General features: G+C 45.4%; 8 protein-coding genes. 6 read left to right on the top strand and 2 right to left on the bottom strand.

All coding sequences use genetic code 11. From position 1 onward, the window contains the following. Positions 1 to 5: 5 nt before the first annotated feature. Positions 6 to 1,358, bottom strand: a complete 1,353-nt coding sequence (locus ACPD8L_RS11250) for a sensor histidine kinase (protein ID WP_423943421.1) — start codon at positions 1,356 to 1,358, stop codon at positions 6 to 8. Then, complete coding sequence (locus ACPD8L_RS11245) at positions 1,358 to 2,722, bottom strand: sigma-54-dependent transcriptional regulator (RefSeq protein WP_116216583.1); 1,365 nt, start codon at positions 2,720 to 2,722, stop codon at positions 1,358 to 1,360. The genes ACPD8L_RS11250 and ACPD8L_RS11245 overlap by 1 nt, the downstream gene beginning before the upstream one ends. A 174-nt stretch (positions 2,723 to 2,896) precedes the next feature. Between ACPD8L_RS11245 and ACPD8L_RS11240 the strand changes: the two genes are divergently transcribed. The 6 genes from ACPD8L_RS11240 to ACPD8L_RS11215 all read left to right on the top strand — a co-directional run bounded on the left by ACPD8L_RS11240 (position 2,897) and on the right by ACPD8L_RS11215 (position 13,584). Beyond that, positions 2,897 to 4,264, top strand: coding sequence for a TolC family protein (locus tag ACPD8L_RS11240; protein ID WP_423943420.1), 1,368 nt, complete (start codon positions 2,897 to 2,899; stop codon positions 4,262 to 4,264). A gap of 8 nt (positions 4,265 to 4,272) precedes the next feature. Further along, entirely contained in the window at positions 4,273 to 5,523 is a 1,251-nt protein-coding gene (locus ACPD8L_RS11235) for an efflux RND transporter periplasmic adaptor subunit (RefSeq protein ID WP_423943418.1), read from the top strand. Between the two features lie 67 nt (positions 5,524 to 5,590). Next, the gene (locus tag ACPD8L_RS11230; RefSeq protein WP_116216585.1) at positions 5,591 to 6,286 is read left to right on the top strand and encodes an ABC transporter ATP-binding protein; all 696 of its coding nucleotides are present in this window, start codon (positions 5,591 to 5,593) and stop codon (positions 6,284 to 6,286) included. 36 nt (positions 6,287 to 6,322) lie between these two features. Continuing rightward, entirely contained in the window at positions 6,323 to 8,701 is a 2,379-nt protein-coding gene (locus ACPD8L_RS11225) for an ABC transporter permease (protein WP_423943417.1), read from the top strand. A gap of 24 nt (positions 8,702 to 8,725) precedes the next feature. Then, a complete protein-coding gene (locus ACPD8L_RS11220) occupies positions 8,726 to 11,161 on the top strand; it encodes an ABC transporter permease (RefSeq protein WP_423943416.1) in 2,436 nt (811 codons plus the stop codon). Between the two features lie 23 nt (positions 11,162 to 11,184). Beyond that, positions 11,185 to 13,584 carry an ABC transporter permease gene (locus ACPD8L_RS11215; RefSeq protein WP_423943414.1) on the top strand — a complete coding sequence of 800 codons (2,400 nt, stop codon included), beginning with the start codon at positions 11,185 to 11,187 and terminating at the stop codon, positions 13,582 to 13,584. Positions 13,585 to 13,596: the final 12 nt, after the last annotated feature.

The raw sequence follows: 13,596 nt of genomic DNA, 5'->3' as shown, positions 1-13,596 counted from the left end.
GCGGTTTAGGCAAACGTCAATCTAAAAACGGTCTCTTGGTCGGGTACGGAGTGTACCTGTATGCCCCCGCCGTGCAGTTGCATCACCCGTTTGCTCAGGCTCAGGCCAATCCCAGTTCCCTCAATCTTGGTGGTGAAGAAGGGTACAAAAATCTCTTCCAACACTTCGGGTTGAATGCCCGGGCCGTTGTCCCTTACTTCGATATATTTTTTTCCGTTGCGGTCCATCCCGGCCACCATCTGCACCTTTCCATTTTTGGTATCCCCTACGGACTGAAGCGCATTCTTGCCCAGATTGATCAATACCTGAACAATCTGCTTTTCATCTATGAACAGCTCCAAATCCTCCGGGTCGCACAACACCTGAAAATCGGTTTCGCCCTCATGCAGCCGCGCGGACATGAGCACATCGATCTTGCCCAAAAGGGCCTTCCCCTGTACAATGGTCCTGTTGGGTTCGGGTACGTGCAAAAGGCTTCGGTAAGATTGTACAAAGTCCATGAGGTTGCCCCCCTGTTCCTTGATCACCTCCAACCCTTTCAGGGTATTCTTGATCTGATGTTCCTCTAACTCCTCCATGGGAGTGATCTTTCCGTTGTTCCGATAGTACTTGATGATGGAATCTGAAATGGAGGCGATGGGGGTAATGGTGTTCATGATCTCATGCGTCAGCACCCGGATGAGGCGCACCCAGGACTCGGTCTCCTTTTCGTCCAGTTCTTTATGGATGTCCTGTATCACCACCAACAAGAGCGATTTTCCGTCCAAGGTAAAAGGGGTGGACTTGATGGCCAGATGGATCTGCTCCCGCTCATTGGTGAGTTGAAACTGTTTGCGCTCAAAAGGCTCAAAGGTTTCAAAGATCTTGAACAGGTTTTCATCCACTTGGGCCAATTGTTTGATGTGGTTCAACGGGGAATAGTCCAACAACTTTTCCATGGTGGGGTTGGAAAACAGGATATGGCCCTTCTCGTTATAGGTCATGATGCCTATACTGGCCTGTTTCAGGATCTCTTGATAGTATTGTTCCCTGATCTGCAATTGCAGATGCACTTCCTGGATCAACCCATTGACCCGGTTCAGGCTTTGGTTGAGCTCCTTGAAGGATTTGATGGCCACCCGTTCGGGAAAGCGTAGGGTAAAATCCTCATTGCGGATGGCATCGAAAAAATAGGCAATCTTGCGGTTGGTCCTGTTGATGAATATGATCAAGGCATACACTTGGGACACCAAAAAAATCACCGAAAATGCCAAGGTGAAATACCACATTTTAGAGATTGCAAAAGCGAGGGCCAAGGCCGTGAGCGTAATCAAGATCACCCGAACAATCAACTGGATATAAAAATGTCGACTGGCCATTATTCGTGCTTTTTCTTCAATTTATTGTAGAGGGTCTGTCTGGAAATGCCCAATTGTTCCGCCGCCGCGCTGTAATTGCCATCGTGTTGGTCCAAAGCCCGTAAGATCATCTGCTGTTCCATTTCGTTCAGCGTCAATGGCTGATGGTCCAACGATTGCATGGGTTTGGCGTGCAACAGAAAATCGGTGGGCTTGAGCACATTTCCGTCCGAAAGGATCACGGCCCGCTCCATGGTGTGCTGCAGCTCCCTAACATTGCCCGGCCATTGGTATTCCATTAATTTTTCTTGGGCCACATTGTTAATGCGTAGCCCCGGTTTATCATATTTATGGGCAAATTTTTTCAGGAAAAAGTCGGCCAGCACCAAAACGTCCCCTTCGCGCTCACGCAAGGGCGGCACTTCAATATGGATGGTGTTGATGCGGTAGAGCAAATCCTCCCGAAACAGTCCATCCGCTACCATTTGTTCCAGATTGCAATTGGTGGCACAGACCAAACGGATATCCACCTGAGAGGAGGTGTTGGACCCCACCCGGACCACGGCCCTATTTTGGATGGAAGAGAGCAACTTGGCCTGCATCTGTAGGGAAAGGTTCCCGATTTCGTCCAGAAACAAAGTGCCTTGGTGGGCGGCCTCAAATTTTCCCGCCCGATCTTCCTTGGCATCGGTGAAGGAGCCTTTTACGTGTCCGAACAATTCACTTTCAAAAAGGTTCTCGGCAATGGACCCCATGTCCACCCCAATGAACACCTCACCTTTTCTTGCGGATAATCGGTGTAATTCCCGGGCGATGAGTTCTTTCCCCGTTCCATTTTCCCCAGTAATGAGCACATTGACATCGGTCTTAGCTACCTTGGCCACCAAGTTCAAAACCGAGGAGAGCGCCTTGGACTGGCCAATGATAAAGTTTTTGTCCTCATTGATGACCTGTTTTAGGTTGCTTTCCTTTTTCTTCAAGTTATGGATCTCTTGTTTGGATTTCCGCAACTCGTAGGCCGATTGCACCGTGGTCATGAGCCGTTCATTGTTCCACGGTTTCAGGACAAAATCCGATGCGCCCTGCTTCAAGGCCTTTACCGCCAAGTCCACCGCACCGTAGGCCGTCATCATGATGACAGAGGTGTTGGGGGATTTCTTTTTGATCTCGTTGAGCCAAAACAATCCTTCGTTCCCTGTGTTCACCCCAGCGGAAAAGTTCATGTCCAACAGCACAATGTCCATTTCCTCCATATTGGGAAAGGAAGAAATCTGGTTGGGGTTGAACAAGGTCTGAACGCTTTTGTATTCAAACTGGAGTAAAATCTCCAAAGCGCTCAATACGCTTTTGTTGTCATCTACCACTAAAATCTTGGCATCGGTCATAACTCCTATAATTCCTTTTTCAATTCTAAAACTACGAATTGGTACAATGCAAGCCATCGATGTGTAAAATAATTTGACATTTTTTGTATAAATATTTTACACCTATGCTTAACTTTCTTTTTAGAAAATATTTTAATGCGCTGATAATTAGAGAATTATGTTTTTGGCACAAGAATGGACATAGTTTTGGCACAGGAATACATTATGAACCTCAGAACATACATTACCGGCCTTTTATTTTTCGTTGCAATCTCCGGGTTTTCGCAAGAGACCTGGACTTTGGATGAATGTGTGGCCTATGCCATTGAGCACAACCTTCAGGTAAAGAACACCAACTATAACCGCGACTCGAGCAAAGAAACCTATCGCCAGTCCATCCGTGATTTGTTGCCCTCTGTGAGCGGCTATACGGATTATAGGATTCGCTATGGTAGATCGGCCGACCCGAACACCAACGATTATGTGAACACGGAGTTCTTTAGCAACAACTACTCCCTAAATGCCAATATGGGGCTATTTCAGGGGTTTCAAAAATTGAACTCGATAAAGGCCTCAAAATTTATTTTGAAAGCTACACAGGAAGATGTGTTGCAAGAGAAATTCCTCTTGGCCTTTAGGGTGATGAGCGCTTTTTACGATATTAAGTTTTACGAAGGGCTTGTGGCCAATTCCTTGGAGCAACAGGAAATCTCCCAAGCCAATTACGACCTTGTTGCAAAGCAAGTGGAACTGGGTATCATGGCAGGGGCCGACCTCTACGAGGCCGAATCCAATCTATTGGGTGATAAATTATTGGTGACCCAGAACAGAAACCTGCTCACCAATGCCAAGTTGGTTTTGCTTCAAGAAATGAACCTCAACGAAGTAACGGATATTACCCTACAGGAAACTTTGGAACCCCTTGCCAATGAAATTGAAAGCGCTCCCTTGGACTCCTTATATGAAACTGCCCGAGGATTTGTGCCCATGGTAAAATCACAGGAATACCGGGTAAGTGCTGCCAAAAAACAACTTCAGGCCACAAGGGGAACACTTTATCCTTCCCTTTCCTTGGTCGCCGGGTATGGGACCAGTTATTTTGAGACCAATGTGGATGAAAACGGAAACATCATTCCCTTTAAGACCCAGTTCAACGACAACACCTCCAAGTTTGTTGGGGCCGAATTGAGCATCCCTATCAGCAATGGATGGTCCAACCATTCCCGGGTGAAGCAGCAAAAAATTGCCTATTTGCAGGCACAGAACAATCTTAAGATCCAAGAGCAGGAACTTTTTCAGTTGTTGCAACAGCTCGTACAGACCAATCAGGCATTGATTGCCGAATACGAACAGAGCAACCAAAAGGTAGAGGCTCAACAATTGGCGTTCACCATTGCCCAAAAACGCTACGAAAAAGGACTCATCAATGCCTTGGACCTTTTTCAGGCCAAAAATTTGTACGGCGTGGCACAAAACGAAAACTTACAGGTAGGTCTCCGGTTGAAAGTGAACAAGAGCACCATAGATTTTTATAGCGGCCTACCCATTTTTAATATCAACTAATCAGAACCATGGATATACAATTAGAGAAAAAGAAAGGACTTAAACCCAAACATTACGGCTACATAGCCTTGGGCGTACTTTTATTGTTCGTGGGATGGAAGCTGCTTTTTGCCAGTTCCGTTTCCACCTTCAGGACCGAAAAGGAACGCCTTTCCATAGCACAGGTTACCGCCGGCAAGTTTGATGATTATATTACCATCAACGGTACCGTGGCCCCAATAGCCACCATTTATATGGATGCCTATGAAGGCGGACGGGTTTCGGAAAAGTTGATTGAAGAAGGTTCCATGGTAAAAAAGGGTGACATCATTCTCAAGCTCGAAAACATGGGTCTCTACGAACAGATCTTGGCGAGCGAGAGTAACTTGGCCCTCAAGCAGAACGACCTTCGCTCCACCAAACTTACCTTCGATTCAAGACAGGTAGAGGGAAGACGAAACTTGGCCACGGCCGAGTATGATCTTCAACGCCTAAAGCGAAACTACGAGCAAAACGAAGAGCTGTTCAAGGACGAACTGGTTTCCAAAGAAACCTACCTTCTTTCCAAAGAAAATTACGAGCTCGCCAAAAAACAATACGACATTGTAAAACTGCAGACCGAGCAGGATGATGAGCTGAGGGAAACTTCCTTGACCGGTTTGGATGCCGATTTAGCCCGGATGCACAAGACCCTATCCATGGTCTACGAGCGCTTGGACCACCTTAATGTACGCGCCCCTGCTGATGGTCAGCTTGGCTTTTTGGATGCCGAAATTGGACAGAACATTGCCCAAGGGGAACGTATCGGTCAGATTAATGTGCTCACCGATTTTAAAATCGAGGCCGAAATAGACGAGCACTATATTGATCGGGTAAAACGGGACCTATCCGCAACCTTGGAGCGCAATGAAAAGGAATATGGCCTTCGACTGCGTAAGGTGTATCCCGAAGTTCGGAACGGTCGCTTTAAGGTGGACTTGGTGTTTACCGATGAAAAACCAGAGACCATCCGCGCCGGGCAGAGCTACAACATTCGCCTACAGTTGGGCGAATCCAACGAAGCCCTTTTGTTGCCCAAAGGTGGGTTCTTCCAGAGTACCGGAGGCCAATGGGTATTTGTGGTAAACCCTGATGGCGGTGAGGCCCTAAAACGCAATGTACGTCTAGGCAAACAGAATTCAAGGTACTACGAGGTCCTTGAGGGCCTACAACCTGGAGAAGAAGTAATTACCAGTAACTATGACAGTTTTGGAACCGCAGAACGGATTGTGTTAAAATAACCGTGCATTCTGTAACACCTATTGATTTAAAGAAGTCTATATACTAACAGCGAAACAACCCTAAAAAATGATACAAATACAGAATCTTAAAAAAAGCTTCAGAACCGAAGAAGTGGAAACCTTGGCCCTGAACGGGGTAAACCTAAAGGTTGCCGAAGGAGAATTTGTGGCCATCATGGGCCCTTCCGGATGCGGAAAATCAACCCTCCTCAATATTATTGGCATGCTGGACAATCCTACCGAGGGAAGCTATGAATTTGCCGGTCACCAAGTAGGCGGACTTAAAGAAAGCCAACGCACCCAACTGCGCAAGGGGAACCTAGGTTTTGTCTTCCAGAGCTTTAACCTTATTGATGAGCTTACGGTTTTCGAAAACGTGGAGCTGCCGCTCATTTACCTAAAAATGAACAAATCTGAACGCCGTGAAAAAGTGAAGGCGGTCTTGGAACGCATGAAAATTGCGCACAGGGAAAAGCACTTTCCGCAGCAATTGTCCGGGGGTCAGCAGCAAAGGGTGGCCATTGCCCGTGCCGTGGTTACCAACCCTAAATTGATTTTGGCGGATGAGCCTACGGGGAACCTGGATTCCAAAAATGGTATAGAGGTGATGAACCTGTTGACCGAATTGAACCAAGAAGGCACCACTATTGTTATGGTGACCCACTCCGACCGTGATTCGCATTATGCGCATAGGGTCATCAACCTGTTCGATGGGCAAATTGTCACTGAAAGTCAAAACAAGCCCATGGGAGCAATGGTATAGGAGTTTATTCATCAATCATCATCAAAAACAACCATCATGTTCAAAAACTATATCCGAATCGCTTGGAGGAACCTTATCAAAAGAAAGGTGTTCACCACTATAAATATCCTAGGCTTGGCCATAGGCTTTGGCAGCAGTATTTTGATATATCTGTTTTTGACATTTCATCTTTCCTTTGACAATTTTCATGAGAACTCGGACAGAATCTACCGGGCCGTTACCGAAAGTCATCAAGATCAGATAGGGTACAATGCCTCTGTACCCCCAGCTTTTGCAAAAGTGTTCCGCGAAGAATACCATTACGCTGAAAAAGTGGCCAAAATGGTCAATTGGGATGAGGTGCTTATCAGAGTGGAAGCCCAAGGGCATAATCAACCATACATGGAAGGTGTTGCCTTTGTGGAGCCAGATTTTTTCGACATCATGACCTTTCCTCTAATGGAAGCTACGGGCAATCGGTCTTTGGAAGAACCCAATACGGCATATATCACCCAAAAAATGGCCGAGAAGTTGTTCGGCACAGTCAATGCTGTTGGAAAAACCTTTCTTTATGACAACAAAGAGACCATTGAAGTTATTGGAATTCTTCAAAATGTTCCCAAAACTTCCTTGGTAACCGAAGGGCTGTTCATCTCGTTCAAGACCTTGGAAAATTCCGATGAGTTTGTGGCAGAAGAGACTTGGGGAGGAATCTCTTCGAACCTGCAATGTTTTGCCTTGTTGCATCCCAACCAAAATATCGCCGACATTGAAAATGCTTTGTTGGAACTCCCAAAAAAGCATCGCCCGCAAAGCAAAAACAAACACGTTTACAAGCTACAACCACTGTCCGATATTCATTTTAATTCAAAATATGGTGGTGTAGATCCGGCTTTAATGTGGGTTTTTGGAGTCATTGGCTTGTTCTTGATACTGATTGCTTCAATCAATTTCATCAACATCTCCACCGCCCAAGCGTTCTATAGGTCAAAAGAAATTGGGGTAAGAAAGGTGTTGGGCAGCTTTAGGCACCATCTGTTCTGGCAATTCTTGTCGGAAACCTTTGTAATCAGTCTTTTTGCCATTGGGTTGGGCATATTATTGGCTGTTTTGTTTCTTCCCTCGTTCAATCATCTGTTTGAACTGGAACTCTCCATGACCAATCTTTGGAATGTCCAATTTTTTGTATTTCTGACAACGGTCTTGCTTTTGGTCTCATTCCTATCCGGAAGCTACCCAGGAATATTGATGTCCCGCATTGTTCCTGTGCTTGCCCTAAAGGGCAAATTGAACCATAACGATACAGGCGGAACCACAACCCGAAAAGTTTTGGTCGTTGCACAATTTGCCATTTCCATCACTTTGATCGCTGCAACACTCATCATTTCCAGGCAGATAGATTATGCTGTAAACACCAATTTAGGTTTTGATCGGGAATCCATTGTCATGGTGAACATCCCCACGGACATTGAATCCGTAAAGCTAAAATCGCTTAAAGATCAATTGTCCCAAATTGGGGGAGTAAACGATATTTCCGCATGTTTGGACAGTCCTGGAGCTTCGCACAGCAATTGGGGAACCAGCATAAAATTCCACAATAGGCCAGAAGATGAGGAATTCAGCATTCAGGCCAAGCTTGCCGATAAAGACTATCTAAAAACATTTGATATTCCATTAGTGGCCGGGAGAAACTTTTTTGAGCACGACTCTATCACTGAAGTCCTTGTCAATGAAAAACTGGGAGAAAAATTGGGCTTGGCCTCTTCCAATGACCTGTTGGGCAAAAAAATCGAAGTAAATAGTGAAAGAACAACCATTGTTGGGGTTATTGCCAATTTTCACGACAGCGATTTCACGGAAGACATTAGCCCCATTTTTATAGCGTACAAGCCCCAGTGGTTCAGTCAAATAGCAATAAAAATAAGTGCCCAGAACACCAAATCAATTTTAGATCAAATTGGGGAAAAATGGTACAACACTTTTGAAGGCTATATTTTTGACCCGCATTTTATGGATGAACGTGTTGCAGAGCAATACGAAGCGGAACAACGGTATTTATCCCTTTCCAAAGTTTTCTCAGGCTTGGCCATATTGATTGGCTGCCTTGGCCTCTACGGTCTTATTCTCTTCTTTGTGGGTCAAAGAACCAAGGAAATTGGTATTAGAAAAGTATTGGGCAGCAATGTCACCAACATCTTAACCCTTTTTTCCATGGATTTCTTCAAGCTTATTCTTATTGCTGGGGTTTTGGCCACTCCCATTGCTTGGTATCTCATGGAACAGTGGCTTCAAGGGTATACCTACAGAACCCAAATACATTGGTGGATTTTTGCCCTTGCCATTATGTCCATCATGGTCATTACATTGATCACCATAAGCTATCAGACCCTAAAAGTGGCCTTGGCCAGTCCTGTTAAAAGCCTGCGAACCGAATAAACTAAAATATCAAAACAACACGTCATGTTTAAGAACAACATAAAAATTGCTTGGAGGAATCTAAAAAAGCAACCTTTTTTTACGTTTCTCAACACTTTTGGCCTTGCCATTGGAATGGCGGGTGCCTTGCTTATCTGTCTTTTTATCCATGACGAATTGAGCTATGACAAAATGTTTGCGGATGCCGAACGCATTTACAGGATTGATACTGATATTAAATTTGGTGGAGCCGAAATCAAAGCTTCCGAAGCCGCAGCCCCCATGGCCGAAGTCATGCTCAGGGATTTTCCACAGGTGGAATCTGCCATGCGGTTTCGGGACCGGGGAAGCTTGCTCTTGAGAAAAAGCGAAACCTCCACAAACACCAAGGAACCCAGGGTTGCTTTTGCCGATTCTACCTTCTTTGACTTCTTTGGAATCAACCTCTTGGTGGGCGATTCCAAAACGGCCCTGACCCAACCCAACACCTTGATCTTGACCAAAACTGCAGCCGAAAAGCATTTTGGGGTCGACGACGCTTTAGGGCAACGTCTATTGCTGAACAATGCGGACACTTACACCGTTACCGGGGTCATTGATGACCTTCCAAAAAATTCGTTCCTGAGGGACCATTCCGTTTTTATGGCCATGAGCGGTTATGCCGATTCCCGATCACCCGATTGGGGCAGTCACAATTACTTTACGTTCATCAAACTCATTCCTTCGGCAAACGTGGCAGATTTCCAAGTTCCACTGAATACTCTATTCGACAACTATTTGCTGCCTTGGGCGCAGAATTATTTTCCCGGGATAACCAAGGAGTCCTTTCTTGCTTCGGGCAACTATGTCAATTATCATACCATGCCCTTGACGGATATCCACCTGTATTCAAATAGGCAATCTGAAATGAGCGCCAACAGTACCATGCAAAATGTGTACATTCTTTCCTTTATAAGCTTGTTTTTGATTGTTCTCGCCTGTGTGAACTTCATGAACCTCTCCACGGCTTATTCCTTGAAAAGGGCCAAAGAAGTGGGGATAAGAAGAACCTTGGGGTCCAATAAAATAGACTTGGTACGCCAGTTCTTGATCGAATCAGGGCTTATCTCGTTCATTTCACTCTTGGTGGCTCTTGTTGTAGCTACCCTAGTACTGCCTTTTTTCAATGACCTTGCAGGTAAATCCATTGCCATTCCCTTTTCAAATCCAATATTTTGGGGAATCCTGCTGTTGGCCACCGTTATCTTGGGGATATTCTCCGGCAGCTATCCTGCCTTTTTCATGTCTCGGTTTATGCCCGTGAAAACACTTAAAGGCGGTGGACAAAGTGATGTGGGAGGCGGCAACGTACGCAATGCATTGGTGGTGTTCCAGTTTGCCATTTCGGTCTTCTTGATTGTCAGTACCATTGTTGTTTTTCAACAGCTGACGTTCATTCAAAACAAAGACTTGGGCTTTACCAAAGATCAAGTGGTTCTGATAGACGATGTTTTTTCCGCCGGATCTCAGGTAGAGGCTTTGAAAGAAGAGGTTCTCAAACTAAGTCAGACCAAAAATGCCACCTTAAGTTATTATTTCCCAACACCATCTTCCCGTTCCAACGGCTCCTTTGTTAAGGAAGGATCTTTGAGCCAAGAAAATGCCGTTCAAATGCAAACATGGGCCGTTGATGAAGATTATATAGGTACAATGGATATGGAACTCATTGCCGGACGCAATTTCAGCAACGAATTTGGTACCGACTCTACCGCTATGATCATCAATGAAGCAACCCTAAAGATTCTTGGTGTAAGCGCTGAAGAAGCATTGGGTCTACAAATGACGGACGACCTCTCAGTGGAAGAACTCAGGTTCAGCACCATTATAGGAGTGGTCAAAAACTTCCATTACGAGTCCTTGCGGGAAAATATTGGGGCCTTGGGCCTCTTTTTGGACCGGCAACCTTCTGGGATGTTGGCAGTACGATTAAATGCTGGGGACTTTTCCACAGCCATTGCCAAAATCGAGGGAATTTGGAACAAGTTTGCTCCGGGGCAGCCTTTCAGCTATCGATTTATGGACGATTCCTTCAACACCACCTATGATGCAGAGCAGCGTTTAGGCAAAATATTTATGGTCTTTACGGTCCTATCCATTTTGATTGCGTGCTTGGGCTTGTTCGGGCTCGCCGCCTTCAATGCCCAAAAACGAACCAAGGAAATCGGTATCCGAAAAGTATTGGGGGCCAGTGTTCAACAGATAACCTATCGCCTAACCACCGACTTCCTAAAAATGGTCGGAATATCCATCCTTATCTCCTTGCCCATTGGCTGGTTTGCCATGGACAAATGGCTTGAGGATTTTTCCTATCGCATAGAGATAGGGTGGTGGGTATTTGCCCTAGCGGCCCTATTGGCCATTGGAGTGGCCGTGCTTACCGTGGGCTATCAAAGCATAAAGGCTGCCGTGGTGAATCCCATAAAAAGCCTTAGAACAGAATAATCATCATCAAAAACAAAACCATTATGTTAAAGAACTATTTAAAAATCGCTTGGAGAAACTTGACCAAGCACAAGGCATACACCATCATAAACGTGGGTGGGTTGGCCTTGGGCATGGCGGTTGCCCTCATCATTGGCCTTTGGATGCAGGATGAGCTCACCCATAACGATTATTTCTCCAATAAAGACACTATCGCCCAGATATTCCAATCACAGACCTTTAATGGGGAAACCGGCACAGGCCCCGCCATTCCCCGGCCCTTGGAAAAAGCATTCCGAGATGGGTATATGGACAACTTCAAGCGCTTGGTGATGGCTTCATGGACCAACTCCCAATATCTGAAGTACAAGGAGACCAGTATTTCAAGGACCGGAAACTTTATGCAACGGGAAGCGCCTGAAATGTTTGACCTAAACATCATAAAAGGAGAAAAGGACGGTCTAAGGGAAATCAATTCCATTATGCTCTCCACTTCCACGGCCAACGCCCTTTTTGGCAATGAGGAACCCATCGGAAAAATCATTAAGGTCAACAGTCAGTATGATATGATGGTCACCGCAATCTATGAGGACATTCCTTTTAATGCTTCCTTTAATGACATGCATTACCTCATGCCCTGGGATAAATATATCACCACGGCAGAATGGCTTCAGAAATCAGAGGACCAATGGGGGAACAATTCTTTCCAAATGTTTGTTCAAATTGCAGACAACACCACCATGGAAGGGGTTACATCCGCCATTAAAGATGTAAAAAAAGATTTGAACGAAGATACCGTTGAATTTAACCCCCAGCTTATGTTGCTGCCCATGAAGGACTGGCACCTACGCAGTTTTTTTGAAAATGGGAAGCAAGTGGGCGGACGTATCAAATACGTTTGGCTATTTGGCATCATTGGGGTCTTTGTGTTGCTTTTGGCCTGTATCAACTTTATGAACCTCAGCACGGCCCGTTCTGAAAAAAGGGCCAAGGAAGTTGGTATACGAAAGTCCATTGGATCCCAGCGTGGACAATTGATCAACCAGTTCTTGGGAGAATCCTTTTTAGTGGTCCTATTTGCCTTTGTCATTGCCGTTCTTATTGTTGTGATATCCTTGGCCGGATTCAATGAACTGGCCAGAAAGGAAATGGTTTTTCCATGGACACTTCCGAGTTTCTGGGCGATTTCCATTCTTTTTATAGTTGCTACAGCCTTGCTGGCGGGAAGCTATCCTGCCCTATACCTCTCCTCCTTCAGACCTGTAGATGTACTCAAGGGCACCTTCAAGGCAGGAAAGCATTCCGGTTTGCCCAGAAAAATTTTGGTCGTGCTCCAATTCACCGTTTCGGTCGCCTTCATCATCGGAACTGTTATCGTAATGCAACAAATCAACCACGCTAAAAACCGACCTATTGGATACGATCGCGAAGGCTTGGTACAAATTCCTGTCATGAGCCAAGACTTTACTGGGAAATACGAATTAATGCGCAATGAATTCATTGCTTCCGGGGCGGTTGTGGAAATGTCATCCTCCAGTAGCCCAACCACCAATATTTGGTCCAACCGAAGTGGATGGACCTGGGAAGGCAAACCTGAAGGGTTTCAGGAAGATTTGGCCTATACGGAAGTTTCCCCCGAATATGCCAAATCGCTCAACCTTAAAATTGTGGAAGGCAGGGATTTTTCAAGGGAATTTCCTTCGGATTCCAATGCTGTTTTGCTCAATGAGACCGCTGTAAAATATATGGGGCTTAAAGACCCTATTGGTAAACTTCTAAAGGATAAGGACACTGAAAATCCTAGTGAACCCCTAAAAGTTATTGGCGTGGTTCAGGATATGATTGCCCAATCCCCATATGAGCCTGTAAAACAAGGAATGTACACCTTTGATAAATACGGCAATGCTTCCTTCTACAACCTACGATTGAACCCCAAACAAAGTGCCGGACAAAATCTGGCTGTTATTGAGCGGGTCTTCAAAGAACATTTTCCCAATATTCCGTTCCAGTACGACTTTATAGATGAGGAATACGGTGAAAAATTTGCCGCCGAGGAGCGTATTGGTCGTCTTTCAGGAATCTTTACTGCGTTGGCCATCCTTATCAGCTGTTTGGGACTCTTTGGATTGACATCCTTTGTTGCGGAACAGCGTACCAAGGAAATTGGGGTCCGCAAAGTATTGGGAGCCACAGTTTTCAATGTATGGAACATGTTATCCAAAGACTTTTTAAAACTGGTCATCATTTCATGTTTTATAGCTGTACCCATAGCCTATTACGTTATGAACGGATGGTTGCAGGAATATCCTTATCGCGTGATTTTAAAATGGTGGATTTTTGCCTTGGCCATGCTCGGGGCCCTGTTCGTGACCGTGGTCACCGTAAGCTTCCAGGCCATTAGGGCCGCAAAGGCGAATCCCGTGAAAAGTTTGCGGACGGAATAAGACATTTGAATT

The organism is Flagellimonas algicida (genome assembly GCF_049629585.1).
In the GTDB taxonomy this organism is placed as follows: Bacteria; Bacteroidota; Bacteroidia; order Flavobacteriales; family Flavobacteriaceae; genus Flagellimonas.
This window is presented reverse-complemented; position numbering and strand designations above follow the sequence as displayed.

Coding starts and splice junctions, on each gene's coding strand:
- ACPD8L_RS11250 (WP_423943421.1), bottom strand. CDS start 1,358: ATGGCCAGTCGACATTTTTATATCCAGTTGATTGTTCGGGTGATCTTG.
- ACPD8L_RS11215 (WP_423943414.1), top strand. CDS start 11,185: ATGTTAAAGAACTATTTAAAAATCGCTTGGAGAAACTTGACCAAGCAC.
- ACPD8L_RS11225 (WP_423943417.1), top strand. CDS start 6,323: ATGTTCAAAAACTATATCCGAATCGCTTGGAGGAACCTTATCAAAAGA.
- ACPD8L_RS11220 (WP_423943416.1), top strand. CDS start 8,726: ATGTTTAAGAACAACATAAAAATTGCTTGGAGGAATCTAAAAAAGCAA.
- ACPD8L_RS11240 (WP_423943420.1), top strand. CDS start 2,897: ATGGACATAGTTTTGGCACAGGAATACATTATGAACCTCAGAACATAC.
- ACPD8L_RS11245 (WP_116216583.1), bottom strand. CDS start 2,722: ATGACCGATGCCAAGATTTTAGTGGTAGATGACAACAAAAGCGTATTG.
- ACPD8L_RS11235 (WP_423943418.1), top strand. CDS start 4,273: ATGGATATACAATTAGAGAAAAAGAAAGGACTTAAACCCAAACATTAC.
- ACPD8L_RS11230 (WP_116216585.1), top strand. CDS start 5,591: ATGATACAAATACAGAATCTTAAAAAAAGCTTCAGAACCGAAGAAGTG.